Here is a 15,167-nt window from a genome sequence, read left to right as displayed (position 1 = left end):
CCGGCCGACACGCGATCCGATGACGCGCGTCATCACTTTAAAGTGATGACACGTGATTCCGCAATGGTTTCCTGGATACTCGGACCGGGGTCGAAGCCAGGTGGGGAGGCCCCCGTAGCGTTGACACCATGTCTAGATCACCGCGCCAACGCCGATCCCCCGCCGCACCTCGAAAGCGATCCTCCTCAGCGCTGTCGGCAGGGCACCTTCGCGTGATCGCAACCGGCGGTCTCGGCGAGATCGGCCGGAACATGACCGTCTTCGAATTCGACGGGAAATTGCTCATCGTCGACTGCGGCGTGCTGTTCCCCGAAGAGCACCAGCCGGGCGTCGACGTGATCCTCCCGGACTGGAGCTGCATCCGGGATCGCCTCGACGACGTTGTCGCCATCGTTCTGACGCACGGGCACGAGGACCACATCGGCGGCGTCCCGTACCTGCTCCGCGAGCGTGGCGACATTCCCGTCATCTCGTCGAGGCTGACTCTGCATTTCCTGGCCGCCAAGTTCGAGGAGTTCAAGGTCTCGACGAAGCTGATCGAGGTCGAGGCGGGACAGACGCGTCAGGAAGGCCCGTTCGAGCTCGAGTTCATCGCCGTCAACCACTCGATCCCCGACGGTCTGGCCATCGCCATTCGGACCGACGCCGGGCTGGTGCTGCACACCGGCGACTTCAAGATGGACCAGTTTCCGCTCGATGGTCGGATCACCGACCTCCGTAGCTTCGCGCGCCTCGGTGAGGAGGGGCTCGATCTACTCCTCGTGGACTCCACCAACGCCGAGGTTCCCGGCTTCATGGTCTCGGAACGCGATCTGGTCCCGGCCATCGAGAAGGTGTTCCGCGAAACGACGGGACGCGTGATCGTCTCGAGCTTCGCCAGTCACGTCCACCGCATTCAGCAGGTACTCGACGCCGCGCATGCACAGGGACGCAAAGTGGCATTCGTCGGTCGGTCGATGGTGCGCAACATGAAGATTGCAACCGATCTGAACTACCTCGACGTGCCCGACGGACTCGTGGTGGACCTGCCGAAGCTCAATCGTCTTCCGGCGAACAAGATCACGCTGATCTGCACCGGATCACAGGGCGAGCCACTGGCCGCGCTGTCACGCATGGCGTCGGGCGAACACCAGATCAAGGTCGGCGACGGCGACACCGTGCTGATGGCGAGCAGTCTCATTCCCGGAAACGAGAACGCGATCTACCGCGTCATCAACGGTCTCGTGGACAAGGGTGCGCGGGTGGTACACAAGGGAAATGCCAAGGTGCACGTGTCAGGTCACGCGAGCGCCGGCGAATTGGTCTACTGCTACAACATCCTCGAACCCGCCAATGTGCTTCCGGTACACGGTGAGTCGCGACATTTGCGCGCCAACGCCGATCTCGCGATCAGGACCGGTGTTCCTCGCGATCGCGTCCTGATCGCGGAGAACGGAAGCGTCATCGATCTGTTCGACGGCGTCGCCCAGATCACCGGCTCCGTCCCCATCGAGCTCGTCTACGTCGACGGCAGTGCCGTCGGCGGTGTTACCGAGGATTCGCTGGCCGACCGTCGCCTGCTGGCGAACGAGGGCGTACTGACCGTCATTGCGATCGTGGATCCCGACACCGGCCTGCTGGTCGACGACGTCGACTTCATCGGACGCGGATTCGCGCACGAGGCCAACGCTTTCGACTCGTTGGCCAAGGCGATCGGTAAGACCCTCACGCGCGAGAGCGACGTCAAGGTTGCTTCTCGCGAGAACATCGAGAAGCGCATCGTGCAGGAATCGGCCCGCTGGGCCAAGCAGACCCTGGGCCGTCAGCCCCTCATCGTCCCGGTGGTCGTCGACGGCTGAGCATGAATTTGCCAGTGGCGAGGTGAGCAAATTTTGCGTTCGGCCCCTGTAGATGGTTCCGGCCCCTAGAGTCGTTTGGAAAGCTCCGGTAACGATCCGGAACTTCGACCGGGGGGTCTAAATGGGGAAGTACGCGAAGTTCGGCCGTCGGTATGCGGCGATGGTCGCTGCGGTGTCATTGGTGGTGGCGGGCGGGCAGGGGTCGGCGGGTGCCGATCCACTCGGCGATTTCCAGAATCCGCCGCGCACCGCCGAATCGATCGCCGCAACACCGCTCGACGATCCGTGGGTCGTTCCGCCGCCTGGATACGAAACAGCTGCTCCCGGAACAGTTCTACGGACCCGCAGCGTCACCGTCGGACCACTTGTCACCCCGGTCACCACCACCCAACTGCTGGTTGCCTCGACCGACGCGAAGGACCGCCCCGCTGCCATCGTCACCAGCGTCATCGTCCCGACCGCACCCTGGACCTCGCCGGGTCCGCGCCCTGTTGTTGCCTACAACATGGCCATCGATTCGCTCGGCGCCACGTGTGAGCCATCGTGGACCATGCAACGCGGTATCGCTCCGGAATTGGCACCCGTGCAGCTGCTTCTGGCGCGGGGCTACGCCGTCGTAGTCACCGACCATCAGGGGCCACGCCATGCGTACGCCGTCGGACCGATGGCGGCGCACGCCGTACTGGACGGTCTGCGCGGCGCGGTCACGACCGCCGCTGTCGGCCTCGATCCGACTGCGCCCCTGGGTCTTACGGGCTACTCGGGTGGGGCGATCGCATCGGGCTGGGCCGTGCAGGAGGCTCCGGCCTACGCCCCCGAACTGAACATTGTCGGCGCAGCGTTCGGCGGAACGCCCACCGACTTCGCGCTGCTACGTCAGTCCATGAACGGCAACTTGGCGGCGTCGGTGTTCCTCGCCGCGGCGATGGGCGTGGCGCGCGAGTACCCCGAGATGCTCTCGCTCTACAACGACGACGGGTGGCGGCTCGCACAGGCGTCGAAGGACCTGTGCATCGTCGGGATTGCACCGCTCGCAGTCGTTGCTCCGATCCGCATCGAGTCACTGTCCATCACTCCCGATGCCTTCAATTCGCCGCTGGCGCTCGCGGTTGCCGATCAGAATCGATTGGGAGACGGCGGAACCCCGACGGCACCGGTGTTCCTGTATCACGGACAGCAGGAGTTCTGGATTCCGAAGGAAGGGCCCGAGGCCGTGTTCGACAAGTGGTGTTCTCGCGGAGCCGACGTCCGCCTCGAGGAATATCTGGGTGAGCACAGCATCGTTGCCGGCAGCGGAGCTCCCGCTGCGTTCGCGTGGTTGGACGACCGCCTCGCGGGAATTCCGGTTCGACCCGGATGCAGTAGCTTCGGCCGATAAACCCGAACCTACTCGCTCCGGGCTGCGGCTCCGCGAGTCGACAACACCTCGGTCAGCTCTTCTGCGTAGGCGAGCTGCCGCCGCAACGTGCGGCAGCTGTCCTCGGCTTTGGTGTGGCACTCGCGAACGAACGCCGCGGCTGACGACCTCGCGTCGTCGGTCGCGTTCTCGTCGCCGAGAACGTCGAGAGATTCCAGTAGCTGTTTCATCTCGGCCAGGGTGAAGTCGAGTGGCTTCATCCGGCGAATGACGAGCAGGCGTTCGACGTCGTTCTCGGTGTACAGCCGAAATCCGCCTGCGGAGCGGGCAGAGGGCGTGACCAGGCCTACGTCGTCGTAGTGACGGACGGTGCGGATGGACAGCTCGGTTTTCTGAGCTACCTGCCCGATCTGCATGTGTACGCCGTCGTCTGCCATGTGCCGCCTCTCTTCGCCCGACCAACCACCCTAGTCAGTGCTCGCCGCCCAGGTTTCCACTGAGACGATCGTGCCGCTCGGTCGACGGCGCGTTCAGGCCGATGATCTCCACCGTCTTTCCCTTGGCCGCGTACTTGGTGGTGATGGCGTCGAGGGTTGCCACTGTCGACGCATCCCAGATGTGTGACTCGGACATGTCGATGACGATGTTCTTCGGGTCTCCGACGTAGTCGAATTGGTAGATCAGGTCGTTGCTCGACGCGAAGAACAACTCGCCCTTCACCGCGTAGATACGGGTGTCGTCGTCGGGATGAGCCACGTCGATCACCTCGGTCAGATGGGCGACCCGGCGAGCGAACAGCACCATCGCCGTGATCACTCCGACGACCACTCCGTACGCGAGATTGTGGGTGACAACGGTGACCGCAACCGTGGCCACCATGACGAGAGTTTCGCTCTTGGGCATGCGGCGCAACGTCTTCGGATGGATGCTGTGCCAGTCGAACGTCCCGACGGAAACCATGATCATCACCGCGACGAGCGCGGCCATCGGGATCAGCGCGACGATGTCACCGAGACCGACCACGAGAATCAGTAGGAAGACACCGGCGAGGAACGTCGAGATTCGAGTACGGGCACCGGAGACCTTGACGTTGATCATGGTCTGGCCGATCATCGCGCAGCCGCCCATGCCGCCGGTGAATCCGGTGACCAGGTTCGCCACGCCCTGTCCCCAACCCTCGCGGGTCTTGTTGGAGTGCGAGTCGGTGATGTCGTCGACGAGCTTGGCGGTCATCAGCGATTCGAGCAGACCGACCAGCGCAATGGCCAGTGCGAACGGCGCGATGATGCTCAGTGTGTCGACGGTGAACGGCACATTGGGGATCAAGAACGACGGCAGCGAGGACGGTAGTTCGCCTTCGTCACCCACATCCGGCACAGCCAGCGCGAAGACGAGCGTGACGGCGGTGAGTATCACGATCGCGATCAGCGGAGCCGGCACGACGGTGGTGAGCTTGGGCAGAAAGAACATGATGACCAGGCCCACGGCGACCATCGGGTAGACCAACCACGGCACGCCGATCAGATACGGAACCTGCGAGGTGAAGATCAGGATCGCCAGCGCGTTGACGAATCCGACCATGACACTGCGCGGGATGAAACGCATCAGTTTGGCGACGCCGAGCAGGCTGAGCACAACCTGTAATACTCCGCCGAGAATCACCGCTGCGATGAGGTAGTCGAGTCCGTATTCACGCGCCAAGGGGGCGACGACCAAGGCAATCGCTCCGGTCGCCGCGGAGATCATCGCCGGTCGGCCGCCGACGATGGAGATGGTGACGGCCATCGTGAACGATGCAAAAAGCCCGACCCGCGGATCGACTCCGGCGATGATCGAGAACGAAATGGCCTCCGGTATCAGCGCGAGCGCCACGACCAGGCCTGCCAAGACCTCGGTCTTGAGCCGCCTCGGCGAGCGCAACGCACCCAGAACCGAGACGTCTTCGACGGCGGTGGCGGGCACCTGGACAGCTCTGGACACAAGGACTCCGTTCGATGGGTGCGAGGGACTGCGACCGGTGCGGCGTCCACTCCGCGTGCAACTCTACTCTTACCGGAGAGAAGGTTGTCAATCGTCGGGCGGCGGCTCGTGCGCTAGATTTATACGCAAAAGGCCAACGAGACTGTCCGTGCGATGCAAGGAATGAATCGATGTTCTCGCTCAACAGATTGTCCTGCTTCATCGCCGTCGCGGAGGAACTGCACTTCGGCCGTGCCGCCGAACGGCTGCATATGACGCAACCCCCTCTGAGCAGGCAGATTCAACAGCTCGAGAGCGAAGTCGGCGTGCAGCTGATCGACCGCACGAGCCGGTCGGTGACCCTGACGGCCGCGGGATTGGCCTTCCTACCCGAGGCCCGACGCATCCTCGACCTCGCCGAGGGCGCATTGCTGACGGTGCGACGCGTTCCCACCGGAGACTTGGGGACCGTGGTCGTCGGATTCACCGGCGCATCGGCGCATGCAGTGCTGCGACAGTTGCTCGACGCCGCGCGGGAGAAGCTACCGGACGTGAAAATCGTTCTGCGCGAGATGGTCTCGGCGGTACAGATGGAATCGTTGGCCGTCGGCGATCTGGATCTCGGGTTGGCCAGGCCACCTCTCAAGCGACCGGGGATAGCGTCCCGACCAGTGCTGCACGAGTCGTTGATCGCGGCGATGCCCCACGACCACCCGCTTGCCGAGAAGGACGAGCTGTCGGTGGAGGACTTCGAGGACCAGCCGATCATCATGTATTCACCCGTCGATGCCCGGTACTTCCACGAGCTGCTGATCAGCACCTTCACCATCGTCGGGGTGTCTCCGCGTTACGTGCAGTACGTGACCCAGGTGCACACGATGCTGGTGCTCGTTCGCTCCGGCATCGGATTGGCGTTGGTGCCGGAGTCGTCGTCGACGATGCGGCCGGAAGGTGTTGTGTTCCGGCCGGTTCGGACTGTGAAGGAACGCCCCGTCGAACTCGACGCTGCCTGGCGCGTGGACAACGACAACCCGGCATTGCACCGCTTCATGACCGATGTGCTGCCGACGCGGGAGTGGTCGTGATTTTTTCCTGCTGATCGAGCCGTGGTTCGACAGTGCCCCAAGCCGGTCTCGGTCGAGTGCTCGTGTGAATACGGCGCGCCTCGAAGGCCGACGAAGGCCCGCACCTGGTTGGGAGCGGGCCTTGTCGGGTTCGTGGGTTGCTCAATCTTTGGGCGGCTTGGTGTCTTTGCCAGCTGCGACGTCACGGAGCCATTGCGGGACGGGCTTATTGTCGTACTCGCGGAGCTTGATGGATGCTTCGGCGGCTGCGGACCGGACTTTCATCGAGCGTCCACGGCCCGCGGGGCGGTTCTCGGTGGTGGTCATCGGGGGTCCTCCGTCTCTGTGTCGTTTTCATTGTCGCCGGTTTCGGCAGGTTCCGCCAGGTCGTCCTGTGGCTTCACGGTGAGATCTGCGATCGCCTGCAGCGTGTCGCGATCGGTGCGCGCGATGAACGGAGTCGTGGCAACGGTGCCGAACACTTTCCAGCCGAGTGCGGCTTCGTCGTCGTTCTCGCTGACGGTCCTCTCGAGGCACCAGGTGATGCGTTGCCAGGATTGAGAACGGTTGTCCGCCCGAGTGCGCTGGCTGACGGTTCCCACAACGCCGACGACGGCAATCAAACCGACGATGAGGGTGATCCAGGCTTCTGCTGGCACTGGCCGGGTTCCTTTCGGGTGCGGTCGAGACATGCGGGTGGGGACCTTGCCGAGTGGTTGGCCTCAGACGGCCCGACACCCCCGCCATGCTTTCCCCGCGAGTATTGAAACCGTGCCCGGACCCACCGACACGAAATCGACATGCCAGTTCGAGCACCACTGAATTCTAGAAACCGCTACGCCAAATTCTTGGAGAGATGGATCAGCGCGTAACCGCCCAAAGTTTCGTGCCTACGAGTTTCTGGGCGGCGTGCTGCAACGTCCTCAACGACATCCTCCGCCGCACACGCAACCGAACTACCGCGGCGTCCCCACCGGCGGCTTGACGGCCGTCACCGGGCAGTGCGCCTCGAGGAGAACACGCTGAGAGATGCTGCCCATGAACAGCTTTCCGACGGGTGATCGACGTCGGATACCGATGACGACCAGCTGAGCCTGCTCGTCGAACGACAGGTCGATCAGATTGTCGGCGTGCGAACGACCGGCTTCGTTGTCGTGGATCTTCGTCGTGACACCGGCGGCCGATGCCTCCTCGCGAGCAGATTCGACGGTGGCACCGAACTCGGCGTCGGACGCGCTGTTGTCCTCGGCGACGATGAGCAGGTCGGTCCCGCGCATCTGGGCCTCGCGAAAAGCGAAGGGCAGCGCGCCTTTTCCTTCGGTGGTCGGCGAGTAGCCGACGACGACGGTCACTTCGTCACCGGAGTGACGAGGGTGCCGTCGGCCAGGAAGCGATCGAGATTCTCCAGCGTGAGAGATTCCATCGCGGCCCGCGTCTCCACCGTTGCACTGCCCACGTGCGGCAGCAGCACCACGTTGTCCATCGCCAGCAGGGCGTCGGGCACGTTCGGTTCGTGGGCGAACACGTCCAGACCGGCACCGGCCAACTGCCCGGCGGCAAGCAACTCGATCAACGCCTCCTCGTCGACGACGCTTCCGCGTGCGACGTTGATCAGATACCCCTGCGGTCCCAGCGCTTCGAGCACTGCACGATCGACCAGATGGGCAGTTCCCGAGCCGCCCGACGCGGCGATGATCAAGACGTCGACGTTCTCGGCGAGCGCTGTCGGGCCGGCCGCGTAGACGTACGGCGAACCGTCGATCTCGTTGCGATTGTGGTACGAGATTTCGCAACGAAACCCGTTGAGCCGATCGGCAATTGCCGAACCGATGCGACCGAGTCCGATGATTCCAACGCGCTTGCCGGTGACCTGACGCATCAGCGGTGTATTGCCCTCGGCCGGCCATCGCCCGGCGCGCACGAATCTCTCGGCGGCCGGCAGCCCACGCATGGTGTCGATCACCAGACCGACGGCGAGGTCCGCCACACAGTCGGTCAACACATCGGGGGTGTTGCTGACCGCGATGCCCCGCCGGGCCGCCTCGTCGACATCGGTGGTGTCGTATCCGACACCGAAGTTCACCACGGCTCCGAGCTGCGGCAACCGTTCCATCAATGCGGCATCGACCCCGGTGCGACCGGAGGTGACAACCGCGGTGATCGACTCGCCGTGTTCGGAGAGGAAGGCCTCGCGCTCGTCGCCTTCCGGCAGTTCCAGCGCGTCATAGTCCGCGACCAGGGTCTCCATCAGCGACGGCTTGAGCGGACCCACTCGGAGCACCCGGCCGTTTCCACGCGAATCCTGCTGCGACACAGACGGTTTCTCTGAGCTGACGGTGACCATTGTTCTCCTCGCGAGATGGTGGAACGTGCGCGTTTCCTGTACGGTATGCCGCTTCTCGAATACCTGTCCAACACGGAAATAACATGGACCGATACCCAAACGGCATGAACAACGCATTGCCGATGCTGCTTCGGCCCTCCCGTCCGACATCGGACCTGGTCAGCCCGGTGCGTCTGTGATCCAAGCCCCAACAAAGCGCCCGGTGTGACCTACAAAACTGGCTCAAAAGTCGATTTCGTCCGGTTGACGGTAGAGATCGCACGCTCATACCGTGTGTCTACCGTCACAGATTCGGCTGCAACTCGCAGACGCGGATCCTTTTTCCACTGGAGGCCACCATGAGCCCTGCACTCTCCGTGCAGCAGGGACGGACCCACCGCGTCGCTGCAATTGCCGTTGGCGCACTGTCACTTTCACTGATCGCCAGCGGGTGCACCGTCGCCAACTCCAACAACGGCGGAGCTGCTCGCGCAGATACTCTTCGCATCGTCCTTCCCCAGGAGCCGCCCACCCTGGAAGCCTGCGACGTGTCGTTGACGTCGGTCGGGGTCGTTACTCGATCCAACATCACCGAGCCGCTCATGGAGCGCAACCCCAGCACCGGTGATCTCGAACCGAAGCTCGCCGACGCCTGGGAGCAGACCTCCGACACCGAGTGGACGTTCGCCATCCACCCCGGCGTGACGTTCAGCGATGGGAGCCCCTTCGAAGCGGAGGACGCTGCGTTCTCGATCGACCGCACGGTCAATTCGGAGCTGGGATGCAACGTCGAGGGGTATGTCTTCGGCGACGCGAACCTGGTGGTCACGGCGGTCGACCCGATGACGCTGACCGTGCAATCTCCGGAGCCCGATCCCATTCTGCCGCTTCGCCTCTCGTTCGTGGAGATGGTTCCGCGCACCACCAGCTACACCGAGCGGGTACGGGAGCCCATCGGAACGGGACCGTTCGCGATCGAACGCTGGGACTACGGCCAGAAGCTTTCCCTGGTACGGAACGAGACCTACTGGGGCCCGAAGCCCGAGTACGCCCGGGCCGAGTACCAGTGGCGCAGCGAGGGCAGCGTCCGCGCGTCGATGGTGACCAACGGCGAGGCCGAGATCGCTACGTCGGTCGGACCGGAGGACGGCGCGGGCGAACTCGGGGTGGCGTACCCCAACAACGAAACAACAGCGCTGCGCATCCAGGCCGCTCAACCGCCACTCGACGATATGCGGGTGCGGCAGGCGATCAACTACGCGATCAATCGCGACGGCATCGTCAAGGCACTCTTCCGCGGACTCGGTTCGCCTGCAGCACAACTCATCTCCGAGGGTGTTGTGGGATTCAACGAGGACCTGACGCCGTGGCCCTACGACATGGACCAGGCCCGCAGACTGATCGACGAGGCGCGGGCGGACGGGGTACCGGTGGACACCGAGATCCGTCTGATCGGTCGCACCGGACAGTTCCCCAAGATCAACGAGACAGTGGAAGTCATCCAGAACTCGTTGTCCAAGATCGGCATGAACGTCAAGATCGAGATGATGGACGCCGCCGGTACCGCCGAATACCAGGAACGTCCGTTCCCGAACGTCGGGCCCTATCTACTGGTGATTCAGCACGGCAACCAGGCCGGCGACTCCGCGTTCACCGTCGACCAGTACTTCACCAGTGACGGATTCCAGAGTGCCTACGGCACAGCGGACTTCGACAAGGAGATTGCCGCAGCCGGTGCCCTCACCGGTGAAGACAGGCAGGCTGCGTACGCCCAGGTGTTCGCGGACGAACCGAAAGACATCATGCAGATGGCCTACATCGCACACATGAACGGGGTACTCGCCAAGGCGGCCTCGGTCGACTACACGCCGGACTCGGCCACGGTCGACGAAATGCACCTGGCCGCGATGACGCGCGCCGATACCGAGAGGCCCTGACATGTTCAGATTTCTGCGCCGACGGATCTACACCAGCCTGATTCCGCTGTTCGTCGTCCTGCTGGGCGTGTTCTTCCTCGCTCGGCTCACCGGCGACCCCACCAGCCTGTACCTGCCCGAGTCGGCCACCCAGGCACAGCGCGAGGCGTTTCGCGCCACCAACGGCTTCGATCAGCCGGTGCTGACGCAGCTACTGGACTACTTCAAGGGCGTCGTGCAACTCGACTTCGGGCAGTCGCTCCGTACCGGTGAGGACGCGTCGGCAATGGCATTGCGCGCCTTCCCCGCAACGCTGCAGCTCGCCTTCGCGACGATGTTCCTCGCCATCCTCGGCGCCGTGATCATCGGCTGCTGGGCTGCGTACCGACCGAACTCGCTGGCCGATCGCATCTCGAGCCTGCTGTCGATGACGGCCGCGTCCATCCCCGACTTCTGGTTCGCCATCATGGGCGTCTACGTCTTCGCCATCGTCTTCGGCTGGCTGCCCACCTCCGGCGTGGACAGCGGAATGCTCTCCTGGGTGTTGCCGATCGCCACGCTGCTCATTCGTCCGCTCGGGGTCCTCACCCAGGTGGTACGAGGTGCGATGGTCTCGGCATTGTCTGCACCGTACGTTCGACTCGCGAGAAGCAAAGGGGCAGGCGATCTTCGGGTCGTCACCCACCACGCTCTGCGCAACGCCGCCGCACCGGCGCTGACCGTCGCCGGCGACCTGATGGTCGGACTCGTCAACGGCGCGGTGGTCGTCGAGGCCATCTTCGGCTGGCCCGGTATCGGAAAACTGATGATCGACGCCATCCTGCAGCGCGACTTCGCCGTTCTGCAGGCGGCCGTGCTGTTGACGGCGGTGAGCATCTTCGTGCTCAACATCGTCATCGATGCCTGCTATGCACTGCTCGACGCCCGGGTTCGCGACAAGGTGAAGGTCTAAGAACATGTCACTCGACTTCGAAGCACCGAAAACATCCGAGCCCGAGGATGTTCCACCGACGGTTCCGGTGGAAGCCCGCAAGGCGTCGGCCCCACTGTGGAAGCTGCTCCTGCGAGACAGGGTGGCCACCGTAGCCGCCGCGATCCTGGTGCTGGTCTTCCTCACCGCGATCTTCGGCCCCATGCTGGTCGGTGACGCCGCCACCGATCAGGACCTCGACCGCTCCAACCTGCCGCCGTTCACGCTCGACACCGGGTGGATGAACATCCTCGGCACAGATCCCCTGGGTCGCAGCATGTTGGCCCGGTTGATCGTGGCCAGCAGAACCACCCTCTCGGTAGCCATTCCGGCCGTGATCCTCTCGGCGATCATCGGCTCGTTCATCGGGATGTGGGCCGGCTTCCATCGCGGTTGGCGCGAGACCGCGGCGATGCGCGTCGCCGACGTCATCCTCAGCTTCCCGTCGCTGCTCATGGCCGTCGTGGTGCTCTACGTCTTCTCTCCCAGTGCCGCCAATATCGTTCTGGTCCTGACGGTCACCCGTATCCCGATCTACCTGCGTACCGCCCGCGCCGAGTCGGCAGAGCTGCAGAGCCGGTTGTTCGTCGATGCCGCCCGTACCTTCGGTGCGAAGAGCGGCTCGGTGATCCGACGCCACGTGGCCCCGATTCTGCTGCCGACCTTGCTCACCGTCGCCACCCTCGACTTCTGCTTCGTCATTCTCGCCGAATCGTCATTGAGCTTCCTGGGCATCGGCATTCAGCCACCGGACGTCTCCTGGGGCCTGATGGTGTCGCAGGGCCGTACCTACCTGCAGACCGCCTGGTGGCTCTCGTTCTTCCCCGGCCTGGCCATCGTGTTGACGACGGTCTCGGCCACCGTACTCGCCGCCTGGGCGCGCATCGCCACCGACCCGGCACAGCGGTGGCGGCTCAATGTCCCACGCTCCAAGCGGTCTCGCCTGCTCCCCGCACGAAAGGTCGTCTCATGAGCGCACCGGCAACTGCACCTCAGCGTCCCGATACCGGCAGTGTCGCCTTGGACGTCCGCGGACTGACCGTCGATCTGCGGACGCCGTCGGGCGTCATCCGCGCCGTCGACAACGTCACCTTCAGCGCCCGTCGCGGGGAAACCCTTGCGTTGCTGGGTGAATCCGGCTGTGGAAAGTCCATGACGGCACAGGCCATCGTCGGGTTGCTCGAACCGATCGCCGACATCACCGGCGGCTCGGTCGAAATGGGCGAGGTGGACTTGGTCACCGCCAAGACCAAGGTTCGCCGCACCATCGCGGCCACCGAACTGGCCATCGTCTTCCAGGATGCGCTGACGGCACTCAATCCGGTCTACACCGTGGGAACTCAACTGGCCGAACCATTTCGGATCCACCGCGGCATGTCTGCGAAACAGGCGCGAGTCGAAGCAATCGCGCTGATGGCCCGAGTGGGCATCCCCGAGCCCGAATCGCGAGCCGACTCGTACCCACACCAGTTCTCCGGAGGCATGCGTCAACGCCTGCTGATCGCAATGGCCGTGGCACTGAGCCCGTCGGTACTGCTCGCCGACGAACCCACCACCGCCCTCGACGTGACGGTGCAAGCACAGATCATGGCTCTGCTGAAGGAGTTACGCACCGAACACGACATGGCCGTCGTCCTGATCACCCACGACCTCGCCCTGGTGGCGGAGGAGGCCGATCGGGTCGCGATCATGTACGCGGGCAACGTCGTCGAAACCGGACCGGTGGCCGAGGTGTTCGGCGAGCCACGCCACCCGTACACAAAAGGCTTGCTGGACTCGGTCCCCGTCCACGCCGTCCGCGGTGAGGATCTGAAGTCGATCGGCGGCACCCCGCCGGACCTCCATTCGATCCCCGACGGATGCGTGTATCAGGCACGCTGCCCGATCGCCCGCGACATCTGCATCAGTGCTCGCCCGCCGCTCGAATCCGTCGGCAACGGCCGGATGTCGGCCTGCCACTTCCCGAACGAGGTATCCAGCCATGTCTGAGCAACTGTTGACCGTCCGCGGACTGAACAAGACCTTCGACGTCGGCAGGGGCAAGCTCCGTGCCCTCGACGCCATCGACCTCGATCTACGACGCGGCGAGACCCTCGGCCTCGTCGGTGAATCCGGCTGCGGCAAGTCGACTCTCGCGCGTACGCTGATGATGCTCGAGCGACCCGACTCGGGCACCGTGGCCTTCGACGGCATCGATCCGTTCTCGTTGCGCGGCAAGGAACTCCTCGCGTGGCGTCGGCGGGTGCAGATGGTGTTCCAGGACCCATACGGTTCGTTGAACTCGAGGATGACGGCCGGCGACATCATCGGCGAACCGTGGCGAACACACAAGAGCCTGTACAAGACTCGACGCGATCGCTCCGCACGAGTGCGTGAGCTGCTGCATCTGGTGGGCCTTCGACCGAGCGACGAGAATCGATTCCCGCAGGAATTCTCCGGCGGTCAACGCCAACGCCTCGGCATCGCCCGGGCCCTGGCACTGAACCCCGACGTGATCATCTGTGACGAACCGGTGTCGGCACTCGATCTCTCGGTTCAGGCGCAGGTGCTCAACCTACTCAACGACCTCCAGAAGCAGCTCGGCATCTCCTACGTGTTCATCTCGCACGATCTGTCGGTCGTGCGGCACGTCGCCGATCGCGTCGCGGTGATGTACCTGGGCCGGATCGTCGAATCCGGTGCTACCGAAGCAGTATTCGACCGTCCCGCGCACCCGTACACCGCGGCGTTGATGTCGGCCGCACCCACCCTCGACGCGTCGACCCGCGGGACGAAGATCCTGCTGAAGGGCGAGGTACCGTCGCCGCTGAACCCGCCGTCGGGATGCCGCTTTCGCACGCGCTGCTGGAAGGCGACCGATCTGTGCGCCAGTGAGGCACCCCCGGTCGCACTCGACGCCAACGAGGCCGATCACATCGCCGAATGCCACTATCCGCTCGTCGCAGGCAATCTCGGCCTCGTTGCTGCCGGGACGTGATGGCGACACACCTGAGCGTCACCGGATTTGTCGTCGTCGCCCTGGCCATCTTCTTCGCATCGGCGATGCAGGCGTCCATCGGATTCGGCATGGGCATGCTCGCCGCACCCATCGTGGCCATCGTCGACCCCGGCCTCATCCCCGCGACGCTGATCATGCTCGCCGTGGTCGTCAGTGTGCTCGTTCTGGTTCGTGATCGCACGGCTCTCGACCTCTCGGGCGCGGGGTGGGCGCTGGCCGGTCGCCTACCCGGATCGGCAGTGGGAGCACTGCTGCTGGTCCTGTTGCCCGAGCGCGGGCTGGCCATCCTGCTCGCACTCGTGGTGTTGGGCGGCGTCGCCCTGACCTCCTTCGGCTGGGTCCCGTTGCCGCACAGACGAAATCTGGTGGTGGCCGGGGCCGTGTCGGGAATTCTGGGAACGGCCACGTCCATCGGCGGACCGCCGATGGCTCTGGTGTGGCAGCGCAACACCGGAGCCGAACTGCGCAGCACGATGAGTTGCTTCTTCCTCGTCGGCTCGCTGATCTCGCTGGCGGTACTGGCGGTGGCCGGCGCAGTGGACGCCCATACCGCGACGCTGTTCGTGTTCCTGGCCCCGGCGACCGTGCTCGGTTTCCTGCTCTCGCGAGTGGTCAATCGCGTTCTCGACCGTCGACGCCTACGCATCGTCGCGATCACCGTCTCCGCCGTCGGCGCACTCGTGCTCGTCGGTCAACAGGTACTCACCCTGATGTGAGGGCCGTGTCACGTGTTGCATCGGCC

General features: G+C 64.3%; 15 protein-coding genes. 9 read left to right on the top strand and 6 right to left on the bottom strand.

The window, feature by feature from the left end; genetic code table 11:
* Window positions 1–128 precede the first annotated feature (128 nt).
* On the top strand, window positions 129–1,838 hold the full coding sequence (locus tag ASG84_RS24565) for a ribonuclease J (protein ID WP_057479580.1): 1,710 nt from the start codon (window positions 129–131) through the stop codon (window positions 1,836–1,838).
* Between the two features lie 121 nt (window positions 1,839–1,959).
* Window positions 1,960–3,216 carry a lipase family protein gene (locus ASG84_RS24560; protein ID WP_057479579.1) on the top strand — a complete coding sequence of 419 codons (1,257 nt, stop codon included), beginning with the start codon at window positions 1,960–1,962 and terminating at the stop codon, window positions 3,214–3,216.
* A gap of 8 nt (window positions 3,217–3,224) precedes the next feature.
* Here ASG84_RS24560 and ASG84_RS24555 read toward each other — a convergent pair whose 3' ends face one another.
* Window positions 3,225–3,632 (bottom strand): MerR family transcriptional regulator, encoded by a 408-nt coding sequence (locus tag ASG84_RS24555; protein ID WP_057479578.1) that lies wholly within the window; start codon window positions 3,630–3,632, stop codon window positions 3,225–3,227.
* A gap of 34 nt (window positions 3,633–3,666) precedes the next feature.
* Window positions 3,667–5,175, bottom strand: coding sequence for a SulP family inorganic anion transporter (locus ASG84_RS24550; protein ID WP_057479577.1), 1,509 nt, complete (start codon window positions 5,173–5,175; stop codon window positions 3,667–3,669).
* Window positions 5,176–5,345: 170 nt separating this feature from the next.
* Here ASG84_RS24550 and ASG84_RS24545 point away from each other — a divergent pair, with 170 nt between their 5' ends.
* Window positions 5,346–6,239 carry a LysR substrate-binding domain-containing protein gene (locus ASG84_RS24545; protein WP_057479576.1) on the top strand — a complete coding sequence of 298 codons (894 nt, stop codon included), beginning with the start codon at window positions 5,346–5,348 and terminating at the stop codon, window positions 6,237–6,239.
* Between the two features lie 141 nt (window positions 6,240–6,380).
* Here ASG84_RS24545 and ASG84_RS27690 read toward each other — a convergent pair whose 3' ends face one another.
* The 4 genes from ASG84_RS27690 to ASG84_RS24530 all read right to left on the bottom strand — a co-directional run bounded on the left by ASG84_RS27690 (window position 6,381) and on the right by ASG84_RS24530 (window position 8,562).
* A complete protein-coding gene (locus ASG84_RS27690) occupies window positions 6,381–6,545 on the bottom strand; it encodes a hypothetical protein (RefSeq protein ID WP_156399697.1) in 165 nt (54 codons plus the stop codon).
* On the bottom strand, window positions 6,542–6,877 hold the full coding sequence (locus tag ASG84_RS24540) for a hypothetical protein (RefSeq protein WP_057479575.1): 336 nt from the start codon (window positions 6,875–6,877) through the stop codon (window positions 6,542–6,544). The genes ASG84_RS27690 and ASG84_RS24540 overlap by 4 nt, the downstream gene beginning before the upstream one ends.
* A gap of 297 nt (window positions 6,878–7,174) precedes the next feature.
* Window positions 7,175–7,570: a universal stress protein gene (locus tag ASG84_RS24535; RefSeq protein ID WP_057479574.1), complete on the bottom strand. Its 396-nt coding sequence runs from the start codon at window positions 7,568–7,570 to the stop codon at window positions 7,175–7,177.
* Window positions 7,567–8,562 carry a 2-hydroxyacid dehydrogenase gene (locus ASG84_RS24530; protein WP_082521203.1) on the bottom strand — a complete coding sequence of 332 codons (996 nt, stop codon included), beginning with the start codon at window positions 8,560–8,562 and terminating at the stop codon, window positions 7,567–7,569. Before ASG84_RS24530 ends, ASG84_RS24535 begins: the two co-directional genes overlap by 4 nt.
* 338 nt (window positions 8,563–8,900) lie before the next feature.
* On the opposite strand from ASG84_RS24530, the gene ASG84_RS24525 reads away from it, so the two are divergent.
* Genes ASG84_RS24525 through ASG84_RS24500 form a run of 6 tightly spaced genes read left to right on the top strand, consistent with a single transcriptional unit; the run spans window position 8,901 to window position 15,141 of the window.
* Window positions 8,901–10,478: an ABC transporter substrate-binding protein gene (locus ASG84_RS24525; protein ID WP_057479573.1), complete on the top strand. Its 1,578-nt coding sequence runs from the start codon at window positions 8,901–8,903 to the stop codon at window positions 10,476–10,478.
* A 1-nt stretch (window position 10,479) separates the two neighbouring features.
* The gene (locus ASG84_RS24520; protein ID WP_032377499.1) at window positions 10,480–11,409 is read left to right on the top strand and encodes an ABC transporter permease; all 930 of its coding nucleotides are present in this window, start codon (window positions 10,480–10,482) and stop codon (window positions 11,407–11,409) included.
* Window positions 11,410–11,413: 4 nt separating this feature from the next.
* Window positions 11,414–12,400, top strand: coding sequence for an ABC transporter permease (locus ASG84_RS24515; protein WP_057479572.1), 987 nt, complete (start codon window positions 11,414–11,416; stop codon window positions 12,398–12,400).
* A complete protein-coding gene (locus ASG84_RS24510; RefSeq protein WP_057479571.1) occupies window positions 12,397–13,416 on the top strand; it encodes an ABC transporter ATP-binding protein in 1,020 nt (339 codons plus the stop codon). Before ASG84_RS24515 ends, ASG84_RS24510 begins: the two co-directional genes overlap by 4 nt.
* Window positions 13,409–14,404 (top strand): ABC transporter ATP-binding protein, encoded by a 996-nt coding sequence (locus tag ASG84_RS24505; protein ID WP_057479570.1) that lies wholly within the window; start codon window positions 13,409–13,411, stop codon window positions 14,402–14,404. The genes ASG84_RS24510 and ASG84_RS24505 overlap by 8 nt, the downstream gene beginning before the upstream one ends.
* Entirely contained in the window at window positions 14,404–15,141 is a 738-nt protein-coding gene (locus ASG84_RS24500; RefSeq protein WP_082521202.1) for a sulfite exporter TauE/SafE family protein, read from the top strand. The genes ASG84_RS24505 and ASG84_RS24500 overlap by 1 nt, the downstream gene beginning before the upstream one ends.
* Window positions 15,142–15,167 lie beyond the last annotated feature (26 nt).

It is taken from the genome of Rhodococcus sp. Leaf278 (assembly GCF_001426085.1).
Taxonomy (GTDB): Bacteria; Actinomycetota; Actinomycetes; order Mycobacteriales; family Mycobacteriaceae; genus Rhodococcoides.
The sequence above is the reverse complement of the archived record's forward strand: the minus strand, read 5'-3'. Positions and strand labels throughout refer to the sequence as shown.

What these genes read in the sequence shown, in the direction of transcription:
- ASG84_RS24565 (WP_057479580.1), top strand. Translation starts at nt 129, where the DNA reads ATGTCTAGATCACCGCGCCAACGCCGATCCCCCGCCGCACCTCGAAAG.
- ASG84_RS24560 (WP_057479579.1), top strand. Translation starts at nt 1,960, where the DNA reads ATGGGGAAGTACGCGAAGTTCGGCCGTCGGTATGCGGCGATGGTCGCT.
- ASG84_RS24505 (WP_057479570.1), top strand. Translation starts at nt 13,409, where the DNA reads ATGTCTGAGCAACTGTTGACCGTCCGCGGACTGAACAAGACCTTCGAC.
- ASG84_RS24530 (WP_082521203.1), bottom strand. Translation starts at nt 8,562, where the DNA reads ATGGTCACCGTCAGCTCAGAGAAACCGTCTGTGTCGCAGCAGGATTCG.
- ASG84_RS27690 (WP_156399697.1), bottom strand. Translation starts at nt 6,545, where the DNA reads ATGACCACCACCGAGAACCGCCCCGCGGGCCGTGGACGCTCGATGAAA.
- ASG84_RS24500 (WP_082521202.1), top strand. Translation starts at nt 14,404, where the DNA reads ATGGCGACACACCTGAGCGTCACCGGATTTGTCGTCGTCGCCCTGGCC.
- ASG84_RS24525 (WP_057479573.1), top strand. Translation starts at nt 8,901, where the DNA reads ATGAGCCCTGCACTCTCCGTGCAGCAGGGACGGACCCACCGCGTCGCT.
- ASG84_RS24510 (WP_057479571.1), top strand. Translation starts at nt 12,397, where the DNA reads ATGAGCGCACCGGCAACTGCACCTCAGCGTCCCGATACCGGCAGTGTC.
- ASG84_RS24520 (WP_032377499.1), top strand. Translation starts at nt 10,480, where the DNA reads ATGTTCAGATTTCTGCGCCGACGGATCTACACCAGCCTGATTCCGCTG.
- ASG84_RS24515 (WP_057479572.1), top strand. Translation starts at nt 11,414, where the DNA reads ATGTCACTCGACTTCGAAGCACCGAAAACATCCGAGCCCGAGGATGTT.
- ASG84_RS24545 (WP_057479576.1), top strand. Translation starts at nt 5,346, where the DNA reads ATGTTCTCGCTCAACAGATTGTCCTGCTTCATCGCCGTCGCGGAGGAA.
- ASG84_RS24555 (WP_057479578.1), bottom strand. Translation starts at nt 3,632, where the DNA reads ATGGCAGACGACGGCGTACACATGCAGATCGGGCAGGTAGCTCAGAAA.